Origin of the sequence: Amycolatopsis sp. cg5, assembly GCF_041346955.1 — a bacterium.
GTDB lineage: Bacteria > Actinomycetota > Actinomycetes > Mycobacteriales > Pseudonocardiaceae > Amycolatopsis.
Genome location: NZ_CP166849.1, coordinates 6,972,913 through 6,993,101 on the forward strand (window position 1 = coordinate 6,972,913; position 20,189 = coordinate 6,993,101).

The following is a 20,189-nucleotide window of genomic DNA, read 5'->3' on the forward strand; positions in this document are numbered from 1 at the left end:
CACGCCGCGGGCACGGGGAAGGTTGCCTCGGGCGGGCGACCGAGTTCATTCACAAGATTGAATGACAGGGCAGAAGATCATCAGGGACCCCTCCCGAGCCATATCGGTAGATTGCCCGCGTAATACAAAAATCGAAAATCAAAAGAAAGAGCGAAATGACATCGCTTTCTCCACGTCGACTGTTCCTGACCATCGCGGCCACCCTGTGCCTGCTGGGGTCGATCGCCACACCTGCCCTTGCCGGCAACGCGACGATAGAGCGAACCGTCTACCTGGCGGATCCCGCACCCGCTGGCAGCCCCGCCGCTGTCGTCAGCCGAGACATATATCTGGCCGCCGGAAACTACACGTACTACGTGTCCGTGCGCAACGAAAAGGGAGTCGTCGTCTGCCTGGACAAAAGAGATATCACCCTGGCCAGCGGTGACTACTGGTGGTATGCGCGGCTCAGCCCGGATATCAACCTGTACGACTGCGATTCCCAGCTGTGGCCGAAGTCAGGGCCGGCGGCGAGCCTGCGGGGAGCCCACTTCGGAGCCGTGGGCGGGGGTAATTTCACGGTGGCCTCAAGATTGAATTCGCGGTAACCCGCCGGCTTCACCGTGCCGGTCGGGCCGAGGGTGCGAGGGGAGCCCTGCTCCGTTGGGTGCAGCAGGGTTTCCCCTCGTCCGCAGGTGCGAAGCGAGGGGACCCCTAGGTGCGACATACGCACTGAGGGGTCCCCTCACTTCAGCCCTGACACCCGCAACACTCACGACCCTCGCGGAGTAAAGCGGGCTTTATCCCGCACACCACAGCCCACGGCTATCCGCGAGCGGTAACTCTGCTCCGCTAGACGCAGCAGAGTCACCACTCACAAATCTCTCGCTCCGTGACCTGCTGCCCGGCGAGCCCCACGACAGCGGCCGACGCACCACCTTTCGGTTGCCTCGGGCTAAAACGAGGGGTCAGGTCAGGGAGGCGAGGTCGGCGGTGCGGAGCTGGTCGGCGGTGACCGTGGCCCGACCGTCCACAAGGGACTTGAGCGCGTCGCCGTCGTCCCACATGTTCACGTTCATCGCCGCCGTGACCTGGCCCTGGTTGAGCCAGAACGCGGTGAACTCGCGGGACGCGAGGTCGCCGCGCACGACCAGTTCGTCCGTGTCGATGTCGGCGATGCCGCGGTATTCGCAGCCCAGGTCGTATTGGTCGGTGAAGAAGTAGGGCGCGTTGAGGTACGGCTCGTTCTCGCCGATGAGGTTCCCGGCGACGTGGGTGCCTTGGTTCTTCGCGTTGGCCCAGTGCTCGACGCGGACGCGTTTGCCGTAGCGCGGGTGGAAGTGGGCAGCGATGTCGCCTGCGGCGTAGACGTCGGGTGCGGCCGTGCGCAGGCCAGCGTCGGCGCAGACGCCCCCGTCGTCGGAGAGCTCGAGGCCTGCCGCGTGCGCGAGTTCGACGCGTGGCGCGACGCCGACGGCCACCAGCACCAGATCGGCGGCCAGCTCCGTGCCGTCGCTCAGCCGGACGCCGCGCACCCCACCCGCGTCGCCGGTGAACTCCGCGACGCCGTCGCCGAGGCGCCAGGTCACCCCGTGTTCGCTGTGCAGGTCGCGGAAAACCGCGGAGATCTCCGAGCCGAGCACCGGTTCGAGCGGGCCGGACACCATGTCGACGACCGTCACCTCGCAGTCGTGCTTGCGCGCGGCCGCGGCGACCTCGGTGCCGATCCAGCCGGCGCCGACGACGATGACGCGCTCGGCCTTGCGGAGATCCTCACGCAAGCCCAAGGAGTCGTCGAGCGTGCGCAGCGTCCGGAGGCCCGGCAGGTCCGCGCCGGGCACCGGGAGCGAACGAGGGCGTGAGCCGGTCGCGAGCAGCAGGCGGTCGAAGCGGTGCTCTCCCCCGTGGCTGTCGAGCACCAGCCGCGCGCCGAGTTCGATGCGGGTCGCGGCGACGCCGCTGCGGAGATCGACGTCGTGTTCGGCGTAGAAGTTCTCGTCGCGCACCCAGTCCGGCTCGTCCTTGTCGCCGAGCAGCAGCGCCTTCGACAGCGGCGGTAACTCGTACGGGCGATGTTTTTCGTCGCCGAGAACGAGAACTTCACCCGAATAGCCGCGCTCTCGCAGGCCCGCGGCGGCGGACGCACCCGCCAGCCCGGCTCCGACGATGACGATGCGTTTGGGCTCCGACATGGGTTTTCCTCCCGGGGCGGCGCGGATATCAGTCGCACGCTACCGCTGTTACCGGTTTTCGGCATGCTCGCGAAACTCGTCGGTAGATTTTTCCGATTCCCGCGTCACGCACGTCACACCCGCTCGTCCCAGCAGGGCACGCACCAAAGATTCGCCAGTTCAAATCGGAGGGCAGCAACCGTGGTACCGCGAGACGAATGGTCGATCAACTGCCGGGATCTGGCAGGCAGGCGCCGGGATGTCACCGTTTTCGTCAGCAGCGACAAGGTGGTGCTCGTCGCTCCGCCCGGCGAGGCCGCGGTGCTCGGGCCGCTGGACGTCGGAAGGCTGCGTGCGGCGTTGCGCGATGCCGTCGTCGCCGTGGCCAACCCGGAAGACGGCTGACCTATCGTTCTTACTGGCGAGTAGGTAAGCTCGGGGCATGACGGGCTACTTTGTCACAGGAGCGACCGGTTTCCTCGGAAAACGCCTGGTCACCAGGTTGTTGGCGCGAGAGGCGACGGAGACCGTGCACGTCTTGGTGCGTGAGACGTCACGGAACAAGCTCGCCGCGCTGCCGTGGGCGGCCGATGACAGAGTCGTGCCCGTGGTCGGTGACCTGACCGAGCCCGCGCTCGGCGTCGATCCCGCGCGGTTCGCCGGTATCGAGCACGTCGTGCACCTGGGCGCGATCTACGACCTCACCGCGTCCGACGAGGCGAACCGCGTCGCCAACGTCGAGGGCACCCGCAACGTCCTCGCGTTCGCCGCGGCCGCGAAAGCCCAGTGGCTGCACCATGTTTCGTCGATCGCGGTCGCGGGCGACCACGACGGCAAGTTCACCGAGACCGACTTCGACCTCGGCCAGACGTTCAGCTCGCCGTATCACGCGACGAAGTTCGAGGCCGAGAAACTCGTGCGAGCGCAGGATTCCGTGCCGTTCAAGGTCTACCGGCCCTCGGCCGTCGTCGGCGACTCGCGCACCGGCGAGATGGACAAGGTCGACGGCCCGTACTACTTCCTCCCGGCCATCTCACGGCTCGCCGCGCTGCCCAAGCGCCTGCCGCTGGCCGGGCCGGATCTGGGCAGCACCAACCTGGTCCCGGTCGACTACGTGGTCACCGCGATGGACCGCCTGATGCACGCCGACGCCCCGTCCGGCAGCACCTATCACCTGGCCTCGCCCCGTCCGCAGTCACTGCACGAGGTCTACAACGCCTTCGCGCGCGTCGCGGGCGGGCCGCGCATCGCCCGCACACTGCCGCCCGGCGTGCGCACCGCGGGCATGCGTCTCGCCTCGCTGGCCGCGCGCGGCGTCGACAAGATCCCCGGCGGCAAACAGGCCCGCGCGAGCGTGCTGAGCGAACTCGGGATCCCGCTGGAAGTACTGCCGCACATGAGCATGGCCGTCGACTTCGACACGACGGCGACCCGCGCGGCGCTGCCGGGCCTCGAACTGCCCGAACTCCGTGAGTACGCCGGCCCGCTCTACCGCTACTGGCGCGAGCACCTCGACACCGACCGCGCGCGGCACCGGGGCCTGACGGGCAAGACCGTGCTCATCACCGGCGCCTCGTCGGGCATCGGGCGGGCCTCCGCGCTCGCCGTCGCCCGCCGCGGCGCGACGGTGCTCTTGGTCGCGCGGCGCGCCGACCAGCTCGAAGTCCTGCGGCGCGAGATCGTCGCCGAGGGCGGCAGGGCGTTCGCGTACCCGTGCGACCTCACCGACGGCGACGCGATCGACGCGCTGGTCAAGGACGTTCTCGCCGAGCACCCGGTCGACATGCTGGTCAACAACGCCGGCCGTTCGATCCGCCGCTCTGTCCACTTGTCGACAGAGCGCTTCCACGACTACGAGCGCACGATGGCCGTCAACTACTTCGGCCCGGTGCGGCTCACCCTCGGGCTGCTGCCTTCGATGGCCGCGCAACGCTTCGGCCACGTCGTGAACGTGACGACCCAAGGCCTGCAGACGGACACGCCCCGTTTCTCCGCCTACCTGGCCTCGAAAGCCGCACTCGAAGAGTTCGGCCTGACCGCGGGCCGTGAGACGCTTTCGGACGGCATCACGTTCACCTCGGTGCGGATGCCGTTGGTGCGCACGGACATGATCGCGCCGACCGGCGCGTCGTACCGGGTGATCCCGTCGAGCAGCCCGGAGCGCGCGGCGGCGTTGGTGGTCAAGGCTTTGGAGGAGCGCCCGGTCGTGCTCAGCCTCCCGGAGGGACGAGCGGCCGAACTCGCGACGCTCGTCGGGCCGAGGTTCATGCGCTTCGCCGCGCACTTGGCCTACCGGGCGATGCCGGAGTCCGCGCCCGAAGCCCGCCACCTCCCGCGCAAGGCTCCCCTGGCATCGGTGGCGGGCGCCGTGACCCGGCTCGCCTGGCGCAGGCGCGGCTAAGACCGGGATAAAGCGGGCTTTACTCCCGGGGATAAAGCCCGCTAAACATCGCGGAGTAAAGCCCGCTTTATCCCGGGTTTCAGTCGCCGAGCAGGCCCTTGGCGATGTGCGTGACCTGGATTTCGTTGCTGCCCGCGTAGATCATCAACGACTTCGCGTCGCGTGCGAGCTGCTCGACGCGGTACTCGGCCATGTAGCCGTTGCCGCCGAAGAGCTGCACGGCCTCCATCGCGACCTCGGTCGCCGCCTCCGACGAGTACAGCTTCATCGCCGACGCCTCCGCCAGTGTCGGCAGCTTGCCCGCGCGCAGGCGTTCGATCGTCTGGAAGACCATGTTCTGCACGTTGATCCTGGCGATCTCCATCTTCGCCAGCTTCAACTGGATCAGCTGGAACCGCCCGATCTCCTGCCCCCACAGCTTCCGGCTCTTCGCGTACTCGACGCTGAGCCGGTGGCACTCGTTGATGATCCCGAGCGACAGCGCCGCGACGCCCATCCGCTCGTACGAGAAGCTCTCGCGCGCGCTGGCCTCGCCGCCGGAGCCGAGCAGCCGGTCCGGCCCGAGCCGGACGTCGTCGAAGAACAGCTCGCCGGTCGGCGACGAGTTCATGCCCATCTTCTTGAACGGCTTGCCCTGGGTGAACCCGGGCATGCCCTTGTCCAGCACGAAAGTCAGCACCTGACGCTCGCGGGCGGGCGAGCCGTCGTCCAGCTTGGCGTACACGACGACCGTGTCCGCGTAAGGGCCGTTCGTGATGAACGTCTTCTGTCCATTGAGGACATAGTCGTCGCCGTCGCGCCGGACGTGGGTCTTCATGCCGCCGAACGCGTCGGAGCCGGAGTCCGGCTCCGTGATCGCCCACGCGCCGACCTGCTCGAACGTCGCGAGGCCCGGCAGCCAGCGTTCCTTCTGTTCCTGCGTGCCACGCGCGAGGATCGTCGCCGCGGTCAGCCCGATGCTGACGCCCATCGACGCGACGATGCCCAGGCTCACCCCGGCCAGCTCGCTGACCGCGATGAGCGCCATGCCCTCCTGGCCGCCCAGCTTCTGCCCCGAGCCCGAGGATTTCTTACCCAGCAACGACTTCACGGCCTGCGCCGCCATCACGTCGATACCGAAGGCGGCGAACAGCTTCCGGATGATGTCGTACGGCGGCAGCTCACCGCTTTCCAGCGCGTCGGTGTGCGGCCGGATCTCCTTGGCGATGAACTCCCGCAGCGCATCCCTGATCATCAGGTCGGTCTCTGACCATTCGATCATGCCCACGCCCCCAGCCGGTCACCCACGTCGCCGATGGTCCACGGGCCGTCGGTCTCGGTCGTCTGGACGGCGTGCCAGCCTTCCAGCAACGAGATCGCGCCACCCTGCACGGCGAACAACCTGCCGTTGTGCGGGCATTTCTCGGTCGACAGGTACGCGACCAGCGGCGAGATGTTGGCCGGGCTGAACGCGTCGAACTCGCCTTCTTCGACCTCTTGGGCGAAGATCGCGCCCATGCCGGGCGTCGCCAGGGTGAGCCGGGTGCGGGCGATCGGCGCGATCGCGTTGGCTCGCACGCCGTAGCGTTCGAGTTCCTGCGCGGCGACCAGTGTCATCGCGGCGATGCCCGCTTTGGCGGCGCCGTAGTTGACCTGGCCCGCGTTCGGCATGAACGTGCCCGACGCCGACGCCGTGTTCACGATCGCGGCGGTGACCGGCTTGCCTGCTTTGGCCTGGTCCTTCCAGTACGCGGCGGCGTGGCGCATGGTCGCCATGTGTCCCTTGAGATGCACGGCGATCACGTCGTCCCACTGGGACTCATCAAGGCTCGCGATGAAGCCGTCACGCAGGATGCCGGCGTTGTTGATCAGCAGGTCCAGCCCGCCGAACGCGTCGACAGCCTGCTCGACGAGCGCCGCCGCGCCCTTCCAGTCGGCCACGTTGTCGGTGTTGGCGACCGCTTTCCCGCCCGCCGCGACGATCTCGTCCGCGACCTGCTGCGCGGGCCCGGCGTCGGCGCCGCTGCCGTCGTTGCCGCCGCCGAGGTCGTTGACGACCACGCTCGCGCCTTCACGGGCGAACAGCAGCGCGTGCTCGCGGCCGATGCCGCGCCCGGCGCCGGTGATGATGGCGACGCGTCCGTCCAGTACTCCCATTTACCGCTCCTCCGCGATGACGGCCATGCCGTCCTTCACCACGACGTCGTCGCCGACTTTTGTTTCGTACGCATAGGTTTCCGGCCCGGCTCGCCAGATCTGGGTGCTGATGTCCTGACCGGGCAGCACCGGCTTCGAGAACCGCACGGCGAGCCGCTTGAGGCGTTCGGTGCGCGAGTCCGCGACCTCGGTGAGCACCGCCCACGAGGTGAACGCCAGCGTGCACAGGCCGTGCGCGATGATCCCCGGCAGGCCGGACATCTTCGCGATCTCCTCGTCGAGGTGGATCGGCATCGGGTCGCCGGACGCGGGCGAGTACCGGAACGTCTGGTCCTCGTCGACGTGCTGCACGACCTTGGCCACCGGCGCGTCGCCGCGCAGCGCTTCGTCGAATTTGTGGCCTGGCGCAAGGCTTCCGCGGGTCTCGCCCGCGTTGAACTTGCGGACGAACGTGGTCACGTACTGCTCGTTGACCAGCTCGCCGTCCTCGGTCCGGCACTCGAGGTAGGTGGCCGAGCGGGTGCCGTTCTCCAGGCCCTCCCAGCCGATCATCTTGGCGCGTGACACCAGCTTGTCACCGGGCCGGATCGGCCGGTGGAACACGAAGTCCTGCTCGCCGTGCACGACGCGCGGGATCAGCTCGACCGGCATGACCTCGACGGCGGGTTCGAGCAGCGAGTCGAAGACGGGGACGATCGCGAACACCGGCGGCGCGATGTCGCCGGTGCGGTGTTCCTCGATCGGGTCGTTGGTGGCCTCGGCGTAGGCGACGATCCGCTCGCGGGTGACCTCGAACCGGTTCTCGCCGGTCCACCGGTCGAGGCCTTCGGGGTCGAAGTTCATCCGAGCAGCTCGGCGAACTTGGCGAGCGAGGCGTCCAGGTTCTTCTTGCCGTCCTTCTCGACGGCCTTGCCCAGCGCGCCGACGATCATCTGGCCCGCGAATTCGGCGTCGATGCTGGCTTTCGACCCACCCGGAGCGTCCACAACGGACAGCTCGAACTTGACCTTGACGCCCGCCATGCCCGTGCCGGAGATGGACAGCTTGTTCGGTGCGTCGTACTCGTCGACCGTCCACTCGATGGTGTTGGGCATGCCGAGCATGGTGACCACCTCGGACACCTTGGCGCCCTTGGCGAACTCCGTCGGCACGTCGCCTTTCCACTTGGTGTGGATGGTCAGCCACTTCTCGAAGTTGTTCGGGTTCGAGAACTCGGCCCACACCTTGCCGGGGGCGGCCGGGAGGTCGACGGAAGCACTGATCTGGCCCATGGTTCTCCTTTAGCGGTTCGCGTGCTGGTAGGCGGTGACGACGGCGGCGCCGCCGAGCCCGATGTTGTGCTGGAGCGCGGCGGTGACGCCGCCGACCTGGCGTTTGCCCGCGGTGCCGCGCAGCTGCCAGGTGAGTTCGGCGCACTGCGCGAGCCCGGTGGCGCCGAGCGGGTGTCCCTTGGAGATGAGCCCGCCGGACGGGTTGACCACCCAACGGCCGCCGTAGGTGGTGTCGCCCGAGTCGACGAGCTTGCCGCCCTCGCCCTCGGCGCACAGGCCGAGCGCCTCGTAGGTCAGCAACTCGTTGGCGGAGAAGCAATCGTGCAGCTCGATGACCTGGATGTTCTCGGGGCCGAGCCCGGACTGGTCGTAGACCTTCAGCGCCGCTTGCTTGCTCATGTCGGCGCCGACGAGCGCGGCGGCGGACTTCGAGTCGAAGGTGCTGCGGAAGTCGGTGGTCATGGCCTGCCCGACGATTTCGACGGCCTGGTCCGCGAGACCGTGCTTGTCCACGAAGAGCTCGCTCGCGATGATCGCCGCGCCGGAGCCGTCCGAAGTGGGCGAACACTGGAGCTTCGTGAGCGGCTCGTAAACCATGCGCGAGTCGAGGATGTCCTGCAGCGAGTACTCGTCCTGGAACTGGGCATACGGGTTGTTGACCGAGTGGCGGTGGTTCTTCTCGCCGATCTTGGCGAACTGCTCGGCCGTGGTGCCGTACTTCTCCATGTGCTCGCGGCCCGCGGCGCCGAACATCCACGGCGCGGGCGGCATCGCGAACTCGTACAGCTCGCCGAGCGCGAGCATGTGGTTCAGCATCGGCTGCACGCGGTCGTCGTAGGTGGAGCCGAGCGAGCCCGGCTTCATCTTCTCGAAGCCGAGCGCGAGCGCGCAGTCGACCGTGCCGCTGCGCACCGCTTGCGCGGCAAGGAAAAGCGCGGTCGATCCGGTCGAGCAGTTGTTGTTGACGTTGACGATCGGGATGCCGGTGATGCCGAGTTCGTAGACGGCACGCTGACCGGCGGTCGACTCGCCGTAGACATAGCCGACGTACGCCTGCTGGACCTCTTCGTACGCGATCCCGGCGTCCACGAGCGCGTTGGTGCCCGCTTCGCGTGCCATGTCCGGGTAGTCCCAGTTCTCGCGACGGCCGGGCTTTTCGAACTTCGTCATTCCGACGCCGACCACATAAGTCCTGTTCGCCATGGCCGTGAACATACCAACAAGACTGTATGTTTATCAATGGTTATGAACGCCGGCGGCGGCATAGGTTAGCCTTGCCTACGTGGTCGCTACTGAAACCCGCCTGCACGGGGACGCGCTGACGCTCGCTTACGACGGGCGCACGGTCGCCGAGGGACTCGCGGTGTCCATCCCGGACCGCTCGTTCACCGTCATCGTCGGGCCCAACGCCTGCGGCAAGACCACGCTCCTGCGCGCGCTCGCCCGCATGCTGAAGCCGCGCAAGGGCTCGGTGTTCCTGGACGGCCAGGTCATCACGAGCTACCCGGCCAAGGAGGTCGCGCGCCGCCTCGGCCTGCTCCCCCAGAGCTCGATCGCGCCGGACGGCATCACCGTGTCCGACCTGGTCTCGCGCGGCCGTTACCCGCACCAGAAGCTCCTGCGGCAGGCGTCTGCCGAAGACGGCGAGGTCGTCGCCCGCTCGATGGCCGCGACCGGCGTCGACGACCTGGCCGAGCGCCTGGTCGACGAGCTGTCCGGCGGCCAGCGCCAGCGGGTCTGGATGGCGATGGCGCTCGCGCAGGAGACCGACCTGCTGCTGCTCGACGAGCCGACGACGTACCTGGACATCGCGCACCAGATCGACATCCTCGACCTCTGCGCGGACCTGCACGCCAAGCAGGGCCGGACGCTGGTCGCGGTGCTGCACGACCTCAACCACGCGGCCCGCTACGCCACCCACATGATCGCGATGCGCGGCGGTCAGATCATCGCCACCGGCTCGCCCGACGACGTGGTCACCGAGACCAACGTCGAGAAGATCTTCGAACTCCCCTGCCGGGTGATGCCGTGCCCAGAGACCGGCACCCCCCTCGTGATACCGAAGGCGGGGCCCCGGAACTAGTACCGTGGCGTGGGAGGTCTCATGACACAGGAACTTTGGTCCACAGTAGACGATTACCTCACCACGACGCTGTCACCGGACGACCCCGCGCTCGAAGCGGCCAGGCGCCGGTCCGACGACGCCGGGCTCCCGCCGATCGCGGTCGCGCCGAACCAGGGCAAGCTGCTGCACCTGCTGGCCAAGCTCGCGGGCGCGCGCCGGATCCTCGAGGTCGGCACGCTCGGCGGGTACAGCACGATCTGGCTGGCCCGCGCGCTGCCGCCCGGCGGCGAGCTGATCACGCTGGAGTTCGACCCGAAGCACGCCGAGGTCGCGCGGGAGAACCTCGCGGCGGCCGGGGTCGGCGACCGCGTCGACATCCGGCTGGGCGCGGCGGCCGACACGCTGCCGACGCTGGACGGGACGTTCGAGTTCGTGTTCGTCGACGCGGACAAGGTGAACAACCCGACCTACTTCACCGAGGCGCTGCGGCTCACCAAGCCGGGCAGCGTGATCGTGGTCGACAACGTGGTGCGCGGCGGCGCGGTCGCGGACGCGTCGACCACCGACCCGGCGATACTCGGCATCCGCCGGATGAACGAGCTCATCGCGGCCGAGCCGAGGGTGGACGCGACGTCGTTGCAGACCGTCGGCGGCAAGGGATACGACGGACTGACGATCGCGCTCGTGGTCGGCTAGGGCGTCATGAAGGTGTTCCAGATGGCGGCGGGGACGTTCTGGCCACTGAGGTGTTCGTCGTCCGCGTCGCGCATCCGGCGTTCCTCGTCGGCGCCGACCCAGACCGCCGTGGCGAGCCGCGGGGTGTAGCCGACGTTCCACGCGTTCGCGGCGTCGCCCGTGTCGTTGAAGCGGAACGCGCCACGCATGACCGGGACGGACCTGCCATCGGCGGTCTTCTCCTGCAGCGCGCCGGTGATCGTCTTGGCGATGCGCGGGTCCAGTCCCGGCGTGCGCTTGACCTCACGCTGCCAGACGACCTGGCCGTCCTGGTCGCGGATCTTCGACACGAAGTGCGTCTCGACCTTCTGGCCGTCCCCGGCGAACGTCGCGTACGCGCCCGCGACGTCACGCGGCCGCAGCCCGTAGCGCCCGACCGCGATCCCCGCGCCGATCTTCACGCCGTCCGGCTCACGCAGCGTCGCCTGGCCGTCGACCTCATCGGGGATGCCGGCGTCGCGCGCGGCCTTGCTGACCGCGTCGACCCCCAGGTGCCTGGTCATGTCGACGAACGGGGTGTCGGCGGGCAGCTTGATCGCCTCGCGCGCCGAGCACTTCTTCTCGTCGGCGCAGTCATTCTGGTTCTTGAACGTCTCGCCGCCGAACTCCATCTTGAACGGCGCCTCGTAGGGCTGTTCGAGCGTGCCACCGCGCTGCAACGCGGCCGCCGCGATGAACGGATAGAACGCGGGCCCGGCCGCGTACGGCGTGCCCGCGTAGTCGTGCGCACTCCATTTGCCGCCTTGGTAAGCCCGGACGGCCCCCGTCGCCGGGTCGACGGCGACCAGCGCGGCGCGGTAGTGCTCCGGCATGTCCTTGAGCCCGGCGTCGACGGCCTTCGCGGCGTTGGCCTGCGCCTGGCGGTCGAGGGTGGTCTCGACCTTCATCGTGCCGCGCCGCAACCGGTCCAGCGGGAAGCCGAGCTGCTCGAGTTCGGTGAGCACCTGCTGCTTGACGTGATAGTCGGGGTAGGTCACGCGCCCCGCCCGCGTCTCCGACGGCGCGAGAATCGAGTCCTTCGGGTACGCGAGCGCGCTGACCTGGTCCTTCGGCACGTACCCGCGCGAGGTCAGCTTGTCTGCCACGTACTTCCACCGCTTGGCGGCATGCTCATGGCTGGACGCGAACGGGTCGTGCACACTCGGCGACTGGATCATCCCGGCCAGGAAAGCCGCCTCGCTCCACGTGATCGAGTCATCCAGCTTCCGCCCGAAATAGGCGTTCATCGCCGCCGCAGGCCCCGACGTGCTCCGCCCGAACGAGATGATGTTGATGTAGCTCTCGAAGATCTGTTCCTTGCTCTGTTCCTGGGTGATCTTCGTCGCCAGCACCAGCTCGGTGAACTTCCGGCCCGCGGTGGCGTCGTCGTCACCGGTCGACTTCTTGATGTACTGCTGGGTGATCCCGGAGCCCCCGCCGACCCCGGTCACGGCCGCCCTGGCGATCCCCATCGGGTCGAACCCCTGGTTGTCCCAGAACGTCGGGTCCTCGACGGCGATGATCGCGTCACGCAGCTTCTGCGGGATGTCCTGATACTTCACGTAAAGCCGGTCCCCGTCCGACGGCACGACCTTCAGCAGATCGGTCCCGTCGGAGTACTGCAGGGTCACGGTCTTGTCGAGGTCCGCCAGCACATCCTGCGGGCTCCGCACGTCGAGCATCAGATAGGCGACCCCGAACGCGCCGACAGGTAAGGCGATCCCGATCCCGATCAGCCAATACCCGACCCGGCGCACCACCCGCCACCGCTTCCGCCGCCGTGCCTTCGCCTCGCCCGGAAGATCGTCCACGACCCCTAAGACGCCCGACCGGGTGACAGGTTCAGTGAAAAGATCACCAAAAGTTATGAAGATCTTGTCAAGCCACCCACCCGAGGTAATCCGCTTGCCCAACCCACCCAGCCGCAAGCTCGCGCCGACCCTCCAGGCACGCATGCCGACTCCTCAGGTACGCATGCCGACCCTCTAGGTACGCGTGCCGTCCGTCTGGGTACGCGTGCCGTCGATCCAAGTACACGGGAAGCCCTGGTTACCGGCGAAACCCACGTACGCGAGGGGCAAACTCACGTACGGGAGCAGCAAAGACCCGTGCGGGACGGGCAAAGACTGGGTACGCCCGAGGTCCCGGGTATTCGGGCAGCCGGAGCCCGTGCCTGGGGAGTCGGCACGCGTGCCTGGCGAGTCGGCACGCGTACCTGGCGAGTCGGCACGCGTACCTGGGGAGTCGGCACGCGTACCCAGATGGACGACACGCGTACATGGATGGACGACGCGATGTCGGGGCGGGGGCGGGGGTTAGGTGGCGTCGGTGGGGAGGGCTTGGGTGAGGGCGGCGTCGGGGCCTGCCGAGAGGAGGGTGCGGAAGCCGGGTTCGTCTAGGACCGGGACGTTGAGCTGGACGGCTTTGTCGTATTTGGAGCCGGGGGCGTCGCCGACCACGAGGAAGGCCGTCTTCTTGGAGACCGAGCCCGCGGCTTTGCCGCCGCGGGCCATGATGGCTTCTTTGGCTTCGTCGCGGGAGAAGCCGGGCAGGGAGCCGGTGACCACGATGGACAGGCCTTCGAGGTTGCGGGGGATGGACTCGTCGCGCTCCTCGACCATGCGGACGCCGGCGCGGCGCCACTTGGTGACGATGTCGCGGTGCCAGTCGACGGCGAACCATTCGACGACCGCGCGGGCGATCGTGGGGCCGACACCGTCCACGTCGGCCAGTGCTTCCTCGGTCGAGTCCTCGATGACGGTCAGCGAGCCGAACTCGCGGGCGAGTGCCTGGGCCGCGGTCGGGCCGACGTGGCGGATGGACAGCGCGACGATGACCTTCCACAGTGGACGGTCCTTGGCCGTCTCCAGGTTGGCCAGCAGCTTGGCGCCGTTGGCCGAGAGCTCGCCCGCCATGGTGCGGAACAGCTCGACCTGGATCAGGTCCTCGGCGTCGAGGGTGAAGATGTCGCCTTCGTCGGCGACGACGCCCGCTTCGAGCAGCGCCGCGGCCGCGGATTCGCCGAGCACCTCGATGTCGAAGCCGCCGCGGCCCGCCAGGTGGAAGATGCGCTGGCGAAGCTGGGCGGGGCAGGCCTGGGAGTTGGGGCAACGGATGTCGATGTCGCCCTCTTTCTGCGCCGCCAGCTCGGTGCCGCACGAGGGGCACTCGAGCGGCATGACGAACTCGCGCTCGGCGCCGGTGCGCGCGTCGGCGACCGGGCCGAGCACCTCCGGGATCACGTCGCCCGCCTTGCGCAGCACGACCTTGTCGCCGATCAGCACACCCTTGCGCTTGACCTCTTCCTGGTTGTGCAGCGTCGCCATGGAGACCGTCGACCCGGCGACCGTCACCGGCTCCATCACGGCGAACGGGGTGACCCGGCCGGTGCGCCCCACGTTGACCTGGATGTCGAGCAGCGTGGTGACGACCTCCTCCGGCGGGTACTTGTACGCGATCGCCCAGCGCGGCGCGCGCGAGGTGGAACCCAGGCGGCGCTGGAGCGAGACGTCGTCGACCTTGATGACCACGCCGTCGATCTCGTGCTCGGCGTCGTGCTTGTGCTCGCCCCAGTACTTGATGTGCGCCAGCAGCTCCTCGGCCGACGTGATCACCTTGCTGTGCGTGGAAACCGGCAGTCCCCACGCGGCCAAAGCGTCGTACGCCTCCGACTGACGCGCGGGCTCGAAGCCCTCGCGCCTGCCCAGGCCGTGGCAGATCATCCGCAGGTTGCGGGACTTGGTGATCTTCGGGTCCTTCTGCCGCAACGATCCCGCCGCCGTGTTGCGCGGGTTGGCGTACGGCGTCTTGCCCGCCTCGACCATCTTCGCGTTGAGCTCCAGGAAGTCCGACACGCGGAAGAACACCTCGCCGCGCACCTCGACCAGCGCGGGCACCGGGAACTCGGCGGTGCCGGTCAGCTGCTCCGGCAACCCGTCCAGCGTGCGGATGTTGAGCGTGACGTCCTCGCCGGTGCGGCCGTCGCCGCGCGTGAGCGCCCTGGTGAGCTTGCCGTTCTCGTACAGCAGGTTGATCGCGAGCCCGTCGATCTTCAGCTCGGCCAGGTACCGCGCCGCACCGATCTCCTTCTCGACGCGCTCGACCCACGCCTGCAGCTCGTCGGCGGCGAAGACGTTGTCCAGGCTCAGCATGCGCTCGAGATGGTCGTGCGTGGCGAAGTCCGTGGAGAACGTGCCGCCGACGTTCTGCGTCGGCGAATCCGGCGTCTGCAGCGAGGGGTGCTCGTCCTCGATGCGCTGCAGCTCGCCGAGCAGCTCGTCGAACTGGCCGTCCGACACGATCGGCGAATCCAGCACGTAGTACCGGAACTGGTGCCCGGTGATCTCCTCCGCGAGCGCGGCGTGGCGCTCGCGGACGTCGGCGGGAACGTCAGCGGGGATCTCGGCAGGCTCGGTGCTCACAGTGGGTAAGACTAGTCGTCCCCACCGACAGTTTCGGCGAGGCCGCGCACCAGGTCACGGAACTCCAGGAGGGTGATCGCGCCCTGCGGCTCGGCCTCGGCGGTCTCCACCCGGCGTAACCGTTCGGCGGCGAGCCGCTCCCCCAGCGCCGCGTCGAGCGGCAGGAAGGTCAGCGTCGACCGGGTCTCCGGATCCAGCGAGGCGAAGACCGGGTGATACACCGCGACGTCCACAACGGACTCCTCGACCAGAGCCGCGACCCGCACGTCGGCCAGCGAGATCCGGTGCTGCGCGATGTTGACGGTCACCTCGGCCGGGTCGGGCACCGGCGGCACCGAGTCGTGGTACTCCCAGATCGCGTCCTCCGGCGGCGCGGCGGCCTTCCACGCGTCGGTGTACGGCCGCAGCGCCGGGTCCTCCTGCCCGGTCAGCACGAGCGAGTAGATCGCGCGCTGTCCACGGTCGAGTGAGAAGTGCAGATCGGGGTGCAGCAACGCGACCGCCTGGCACAGGTCGTGCTCGACCCGCTGCGGCTCGCGTTCCCCCAGCGCGGCGCTGATCAGCGGCAGCAGCTCGAACCAGCGCGTCCAGAACGCCACGGCCGCCGCGCCGGCGTCGGCCGGTATCTCCTGCTCCGGCCACGCCGTGCGCGGGTCGGGGACGTCTTCGGTGCGGTTGCGGCGGAAAAAACCCATGGGTACCTGGCTACCAGGTTTCCGGCGGCTCGACGAAGGCTTTGCCGAGATCGCGGGTGAGAGCGAGCGCACGCCGCATCCACTCCGGCGTCGCGCCCGCCAGCCCGCACGTCGGCGTCGGCACCGCGCGCTCGGCGAGGATCGACCGGTTGAACCCGAGGCGGTCCACCAGCTGCAACGCGGGCGCGGCGACGTCACGCAGCTTCACGTTCGTGCCCGGATCGGTCGACGGCACCAGCCCGAGGAAGAAGCTGACGCCGCTGTCCCATGCCTCGCCGAGGTCGTCGAGCAGCGAGGCTGGCGAACCACCCAGCAGGGTGGCGTCGATGGCCAGCGCGCCGGCGCCCGCCGAGCGCAGCAACGCGACGGGCGGCCGCGCGGCGCAGCAGTGCAGGACGACCGGCTGCCCGGTGATCTTCTCGGCGCCCTCGATCACCTGCGCGAGCAGTTCGCGTGCCTCGGGCTCGGGCACCGAGCGGACGGTCCCGTAACCCGAGGGCGTGGGCAGCGAACCGGCGAGCACGTCCGGCAGCGACGGCTCGTCGAACTGGACGACGATCGGAGCGCCGGTGCGCTTTGTCAGTTCCGCGACATGCCCGGCGAGGCCTTCGAGGAGCGAAGACGTGAAGTCGCGGACGGCGCCGGGGTCGGTGAGCACGCGGTGCCCGCGCGTGAGTTCGATGTTCGCGGCCAGCGTCCACGGCCCGGCGAGCTGGGTCTTGAGCACCGGCGGGGTGAGGCCCGTCTTCTCGCGGGCTTCTTCGAGCGCGTCGAGGTCGTAGCGCAGCAGGTCGACGCCGCGGCGATGTTCGTGACCGGCGTGCGAGGCGACGCGATAACCGCTCGGCACCGTCTCGACGGCGAGGTCGACCAGCAGCGACGCCGTCCGCCCGATGATGTCGGCGCCGAGCCCGCGCGCGGGCAGTTCGGGCAGGTGGGGGAATTCCGGGAGTTCGCCGAAGACGATGGAAGCGGTTTCCGCCGGGTGGATGCCCGGCATGGAGCCGATTCCGGTGGCCGCGCCAGCGGACCAAGGTTGACCAGTCACTCGCACAGTGTGGCAGTACCCGTGACACGGACATTAAGCGCATTTCCCGAGAATGGCTCCACTTTCGGCTTACCACTACTACGCTGACCTGCTATGACGAGCACCCCGCCGCCTCCCGGCTGGTATCCCGATCAGCAGAACCCCAACGTCGTTCGCTGGTGGGACGGGCAGGCCTGGACGCCGAACACGCGCAGTGCCAACGACGCCGAGGTGATCGAGCTGGACATCGAGCGCCAGCACGACCCGGCGCGCATCCAGCAGCAGGCCGCGAAGGGCACCCAAGGCCGCGCGGGCGCGAACCAGGGTGGCGGGACGCTGTTCACCGAGCCGGTGCTCGTGGTGAACCAGCGCGCCAAGCTGATCGAGATGGCCAACGAGTTCGGGGTGTTCGACCAGAACGGCACCCGGCTCGGCGGGGTGGTGCAGGTCGGGCAGAGCACGCTGAAGAAGGCCATCCGGCTGCTGACCAACTACGACCAGTTCCTCACGCACAAGTTCGAGGTCCGCGACGCCAACCACAGCACCGTGCTGAAGGTGACTAGACCGGCGAAGGTCTTCAAGTCGCGCTTCCTGGTGACCCGCGCCGACGACTCACCGATCGGGGAGATCGTCCAGGAGAACATGATCGGCAAGATCCGGTTCTCGTTCATGGTCAACGGGCAGAAGGTCGGCGGCATCCAGGCGGAGAACTGGCGTGCCTGGAACTTCTCGATCAAGGACCACACCGAGACCGAGGTCGCGCGGGTCACCAAGACCTGGGGCGGCTTCATCAAGGCCGCCTTCACCACGGCGGACAACTACGTCGTCGAAATCCACCGGCCATTGCAGGATCCACTGGCCAGCATGGTGGTCGCGACCGCGCTGACGATCGACACCGCGCTCAAGCAGGACGACCGGTAGTGACGTGCGTCTCAAGGTAGCGCCATAGGCGACCCGCGCGGCCCATGGTGAAGGGGGTCTGGGGGCTTGCCCCCAGGCGGGGTCTGGGGCAGCGCCCCGGAAGACCTGCCACGCGAGAGACAAAGGGGTCGCCGTGGAGCTGCTGGAAGACGACAACACCCGTCACTGGGCCGAGCCGGGCGTCTACGCCGTGGCGCCCGGTGTGTACCGCATCCCGCTGCCGTTGCCGCAGGACGCGTTGCGCGCGGTCAACGTCTACGCGATCACCGACGGGACGGAGCTCGCGCTCATCGACTCCGGCTGGGCGCTCGACGAGGCGCGCGAGCTGCTCGCGCTGGGGCTGAAGGCGATCGGCGCCGATCTGGCCGACATCGGGCAGTTCCTGGTCACGCACGTCCACCGCGATCACTACACCCAGGCCATCGCGCTGCGCCGCGAGTTCGGCGGCAAGGTCGCGCTCGGCGAGCACGAGGAACCGTCGCTCGCGCTCGCCGCCGACCCCGAGGTGTTCGGCATGAACGGGCAGATCGACCTGCTGCGCCTGCACGACGCGCAACCGGTGATCGAGGAGCTCGGCCGGTTCTTCGGCGACGCGAAACGCACCGACCTCGACCTGTGGGAGCAGCCCGACGAGTGGCTCACGCCCGGCCGCCGCACGGTGCTGCCGGGGCGCGAACTCGACGTCATCCACACGCCGGGGCACACCGCGGGCCACGTCGTGTTCGACGACGGCGCGGCGGGCCTGCTGTTCACCGGCGACCACGTGCTGCCGCACATCACCCCGTCGATCGGCTTCCAGCCGGTGCCGGCCGAGCTGCCGCTTCGCGACTACATCGGCTCGTTGAAGGTGGTCAGGGCGCTGCCGGACCGCCGGATGCTGCCCGCGCACGGCCCCGTCTCACCCAGCGTCCACGCGCGTGCCGACGCGCTGCTCGAACACCACCGTGACCGGCTGGAGAAGATGGGCGCCAAGATCGTGGCGGGCGCGAGCACGGCGTACGAGGTCGCGCTGAGCCTCGGCTGGACGCGGCACGAGCGCGAACTCGGTGACATGGACGCCTTCAACCAGATGCTCGCCGTGCTGGAAACGGCCGCGCACCTGGATCTGCTCGCCACGGACGGCAGGCTGCGTTCGTCCGATGTGGACGGTGTGCGGCACTACTCGGCCTGAGCGACCAGCAACGGCTGGAAGAAACCGCTGTCTTCCGGCTCGACCCAGCGCAGTCCGGCGAACCCCGCTTCGGCGACGAGCGGGGTCAGCTGCGCACGGGTGATGGCCCAGTAGGTCATCTGTCGCGTGTGGACGGTCCAGGTCTCGCCGTCGGGCAGCAGCTGGAAAACCTCGGCGTCGTAGCGCTCGCCGTCGTCGTGCCAGTGCCAGAGCTGGAACGTGATCGCGCGGCCGTCCGCGGTGTGCTTGACCGACGGCGGCTGCGATCCCGGCGTGGTCCCGTCGTACGGCCGGGTGCTGATCAGCAGTCCGCCACCCGGCTTGAGCACGCGCCGCATCTCGGCGAGCCCGGCACGCATCTGCTCGGGAGTCGTCAGGTGCGGCAACGCGTTGTCCGCGCAGACCACGGCCTCGAAAGCGCCGTCGCCGAACGGCAACGCGCGCATGTCCGCGGCCGCGAACGAGGCACGGACGCCGCGTTGCGCGGCTTCACGCCGGGCACGCGCGACGGCGACCGGGCTCAGGTCGGTCCCGACGACGTCACGCCGCCGCAGCGCGAGCCCGAGCGACTGGGTCCCGATACCGCACGCGCAGTCGAGCACCCGGCCGTCCGGCAGGAACCAGTCGAGCGCCTTGGCCTGGCGGACCATGCTGGCGTCCCAGTCCGCGTACAGGAGGTCGTAGGTGCCGGCGAGGTCGTCATAGAAGCCCCTGGTCATGGCTTGTAGTTTGGCATCGTGATCGAGATACGACGAGCCATCGAAGCCGACGTCGAAGCCATCGTGCGGATGCTCGCCGACGATCAGCTCGGCAGCACCCGCGACTCGGCCGACGACCTGACGCCGTATCTGAAGGCGTTCGGCGACATCGACGCCGACCCGGCGAATCTCCTGGTCGTGGCCGTCGACGGCGACGAGGTGGTCGGCACGCTGCAGCTGACGATCATCCCCGGCCTGGCTCGCAGCGGGGCGACCCGCGGTCTGGTCGAAGCCGTGCGCGTGCGCTCGGACCAGCGTGGCAAGCGCATCGGCGAGCAGCTGATGCAGTGGTCGATCGACGAGTCACGCCGGCGCGGCTGCGCGCTGGTCCAGCTCACGTCCGACAACAAGCGCGTCGACGCGCACCGCTTCTACGACCGGCTCGGCTTCACCGCCAGCCACACCGGCTTCAAGCTGCTGCTTTAGCGCGTCCGCTTTGTGGGCGGTTCTAGCCCTTCA

The 20,189-nt window shown here is 68.7% G+C and carries 19 protein-coding genes; 8 read left to right on the top strand and 11 right to left on the bottom strand.

Annotated elements, in window-relative coordinates; all coding sequences use genetic code 11:
• Positions 1-155 precede the first annotated feature (155 nt).
• Entirely contained in the window at positions 156-587 is a 432-nt protein-coding gene (locus tag AB5J62_RS31165; RefSeq protein WP_370943550.1) for a hypothetical protein, read from the top strand.
• A 360-nt stretch (positions 588-947) separates the two neighbouring features.
• Here the strand turns inward: AB5J62_RS31165 and AB5J62_RS31170 are convergent, their stop codons facing one another.
• Positions 948-2,171, bottom strand: coding sequence for an NAD(P)/FAD-dependent oxidoreductase (locus AB5J62_RS31170; RefSeq protein WP_370943552.1), 1,224 nt, complete (start codon positions 2,169-2,171; stop codon positions 948-950).
• A gap of 180 nt (positions 2,172-2,351) precedes the next feature.
• Here AB5J62_RS31170 and AB5J62_RS31175 point away from each other — a divergent pair, with 180 nt between their 5' ends.
• Together AB5J62_RS31175 and AB5J62_RS31180 are read left to right on the top strand one after the other, a co-directional pair.
• Positions 2,352-2,555 (top strand): hypothetical protein, encoded by a 204-nt coding sequence (locus AB5J62_RS31175; RefSeq protein WP_370943553.1) that lies wholly within the window; start codon positions 2,352-2,354, stop codon positions 2,553-2,555.
• Positions 2,556-2,592: 37 nt separating this feature from the next.
• Positions 2,593-4,551: an SDR family oxidoreductase gene (locus AB5J62_RS31180; protein ID WP_370943554.1), complete on the top strand. Its 1,959-nt coding sequence runs from the start codon at positions 2,593-2,595 to the stop codon at positions 4,549-4,551.
• A gap of 79 nt (positions 4,552-4,630) precedes the next feature.
• On the opposite strand, the gene AB5J62_RS31185 is transcribed toward AB5J62_RS31180, so the two are convergent.
• From AB5J62_RS31185 to AB5J62_RS31205, 5 genes are read right to left on the bottom strand one after another with little or no spacing between them, the layout of a single operon-like run.
• Complete coding sequence (locus tag AB5J62_RS31185; RefSeq protein ID WP_370943555.1) at positions 4,631-5,812, bottom strand: acyl-CoA dehydrogenase family protein; 1,182 nt, start codon at positions 5,810-5,812, stop codon at positions 4,631-4,633.
• Positions 5,809-6,687 carry an SDR family oxidoreductase gene (locus AB5J62_RS31190; RefSeq protein WP_370943556.1) on the bottom strand — a complete coding sequence of 293 codons (879 nt, stop codon included), beginning with the start codon at positions 6,685-6,687 and terminating at the stop codon, positions 5,809-5,811. The genes AB5J62_RS31185 and AB5J62_RS31190 overlap by 4 nt, the downstream gene beginning before the upstream one ends.
• Positions 6,688-7,530: a MaoC/PaaZ C-terminal domain-containing protein gene (locus tag AB5J62_RS31195; protein WP_370943557.1), complete on the bottom strand. Its 843-nt coding sequence runs from the start codon at positions 7,528-7,530 to the stop codon at positions 6,688-6,690.
• A complete protein-coding gene (locus AB5J62_RS31200; protein ID WP_370943558.1) occupies positions 7,527-7,958 on the bottom strand; it encodes an SRPBCC family protein in 432 nt (143 codons plus the stop codon). Before AB5J62_RS31200 ends, AB5J62_RS31195 begins: the two co-directional genes overlap by 4 nt.
• A gap of 9 nt (positions 7,959-7,967) precedes the next feature.
• Positions 7,968-9,161, bottom strand: coding sequence for a lipid-transfer protein (locus AB5J62_RS31205; RefSeq protein ID WP_370943559.1), 1,194 nt, complete (start codon positions 9,159-9,161; stop codon positions 7,968-7,970).
• A gap of 79 nt (positions 9,162-9,240) precedes the next feature.
• Here AB5J62_RS31205 and AB5J62_RS31210 point away from each other — a divergent pair, with 79 nt between their 5' ends.
• Entirely contained in the window at positions 9,241-10,041 is an 801-nt protein-coding gene (locus AB5J62_RS31210; protein ID WP_370943560.1) for an ABC transporter ATP-binding protein, read from the top strand.
• A gap of 21 nt (positions 10,042-10,062) precedes the next feature.
• On the top strand, positions 10,063-10,719 hold the full coding sequence (locus AB5J62_RS31215) for an O-methyltransferase (protein ID WP_370943562.1): 657 nt from the start codon (positions 10,063-10,065) through the stop codon (positions 10,717-10,719).
• Here AB5J62_RS31215 and AB5J62_RS31220 read toward each other — a convergent pair.
• The 4 genes from AB5J62_RS31220 to AB5J62_RS31235 form a co-directional block, all read right to left on the bottom strand.
• Positions 10,716-12,548: a transglycosylase domain-containing protein gene (locus tag AB5J62_RS31220; protein WP_370943563.1), complete on the bottom strand. Its 1,833-nt coding sequence runs from the start codon at positions 12,546-12,548 to the stop codon at positions 10,716-10,718. The two genes, AB5J62_RS31215 and AB5J62_RS31220, sit on opposite strands and share 4 nt — an antisense overlap.
• A 504-nt stretch (positions 12,549-13,052) precedes the next feature.
• Positions 13,053-15,158, bottom strand: coding sequence for an NAD-dependent DNA ligase LigA (gene ligA, locus AB5J62_RS31225; protein WP_370943564.1), 2,106 nt, complete (start codon positions 15,156-15,158; stop codon positions 13,053-13,055).
• An 11-nt stretch (positions 15,159-15,169) separates the two neighbouring features.
• Complete coding sequence (locus tag AB5J62_RS31230; RefSeq protein WP_370943565.1) at positions 15,170-15,853, bottom strand: hypothetical protein; 684 nt, start codon at positions 15,851-15,853, stop codon at positions 15,170-15,172.
• A gap of 10 nt (positions 15,854-15,863) precedes the next feature.
• Complete coding sequence (locus tag AB5J62_RS31235) at positions 15,864-16,901, bottom strand: methionine synthase (RefSeq protein WP_370943566.1); 1,038 nt, start codon at positions 16,899-16,901, stop codon at positions 15,864-15,866.
• Positions 16,902-16,994: 93 nt separating this feature from the next.
• Here AB5J62_RS31235 and AB5J62_RS31240 point away from each other — a divergent pair, with 93 nt between their 5' ends.
• Complete coding sequence (locus AB5J62_RS31240; RefSeq protein ID WP_370943567.1) at positions 16,995-17,801, top strand: phospholipid scramblase-related protein; 807 nt, start codon at positions 16,995-16,997, stop codon at positions 17,799-17,801.
• A 133-nt stretch (positions 17,802-17,934) separates the two neighbouring features.
• Complete coding sequence (locus AB5J62_RS31245) at positions 17,935-18,972, top strand: MBL fold metallo-hydrolase (RefSeq protein WP_370943568.1); 1,038 nt, start codon at positions 17,935-17,937, stop codon at positions 18,970-18,972.
• Here the strand turns inward: AB5J62_RS31245 and AB5J62_RS31250 are convergent.
• The gene (locus AB5J62_RS31250; protein ID WP_370943570.1) at positions 18,960-19,691 is read right to left on the bottom strand and encodes a class I SAM-dependent methyltransferase; all 732 of its coding nucleotides are present in this window, start codon (positions 19,689-19,691) and stop codon (positions 18,960-18,962) included. The genes AB5J62_RS31245 and AB5J62_RS31250 overlap by 13 nt on opposite strands.
• 18 nt (positions 19,692-19,709) lie before the next feature.
• Between AB5J62_RS31250 and AB5J62_RS31255 the strand changes: the two genes are divergently transcribed.
• Positions 19,710-20,156, top strand: a complete 447-nt coding sequence (locus tag AB5J62_RS31255; protein ID WP_370943571.1) for a GNAT family N-acetyltransferase — start codon at positions 19,710-19,712, stop codon at positions 20,154-20,156.
• Positions 20,157-20,189 lie beyond the last annotated feature (33 nt).

Excerpts from the sequence above, each read along its gene's own strand:
- AB5J62_RS31240 (WP_370943567.1), top strand. The coding sequence starts at position 16,995 with ATGACGAGCACCCCGCCGCCTCCCGGCTGGTATCCCGATCAGCAGAAC.
- AB5J62_RS31230 (WP_370943565.1), bottom strand. The coding sequence starts at position 15,853 with ATGGGTTTTTTCCGCCGCAACCGCACCGAAGACGTCCCCGACCCGCGC.
- AB5J62_RS31190 (WP_370943556.1), bottom strand. The coding sequence starts at position 6,687 with ATGGGAGTACTGGACGGACGCGTCGCCATCATCACCGGCGCCGGGCGC.
- AB5J62_RS31165 (WP_370943550.1), top strand. The coding sequence starts at position 156 with ATGACATCGCTTTCTCCACGTCGACTGTTCCTGACCATCGCGGCCACC.
- AB5J62_RS31180 (WP_370943554.1), top strand. The coding sequence starts at position 2,593 with ATGACGGGCTACTTTGTCACAGGAGCGACCGGTTTCCTCGGAAAACGC.
- AB5J62_RS31205 (WP_370943559.1), bottom strand. The coding sequence starts at position 9,161 with ATGGCGAACAGGACTTATGTGGTCGGCGTCGGAATGACGAAGTTCGAA.
- AB5J62_RS31200 (WP_370943558.1), bottom strand. The coding sequence starts at position 7,958 with ATGGGCCAGATCAGTGCTTCCGTCGACCTCCCGGCCGCCCCCGGCAAG.
- AB5J62_RS31185 (WP_370943555.1), bottom strand. The coding sequence starts at position 5,812 with ATGATCGAATGGTCAGAGACCGACCTGATGATCAGGGATGCGCTGCGG.
- AB5J62_RS31170 (WP_370943552.1), bottom strand. The coding sequence starts at position 2,171 with ATGTCGGAGCCCAAACGCATCGTCATCGTCGGAGCCGGGCTGGCGGGT.
- AB5J62_RS31215 (WP_370943562.1), top strand. The coding sequence starts at position 10,063 with ATGACACAGGAACTTTGGTCCACAGTAGACGATTACCTCACCACGACG.
- AB5J62_RS31250 (WP_370943570.1), bottom strand. The coding sequence starts at position 19,691 with ATGACCAGGGGCTTCTATGACGACCTCGCCGGCACCTACGACCTCCTG.
- AB5J62_RS31195 (WP_370943557.1), bottom strand. The coding sequence starts at position 7,530 with ATGAACTTCGACCCCGAAGGCCTCGACCGGTGGACCGGCGAGAACCGG.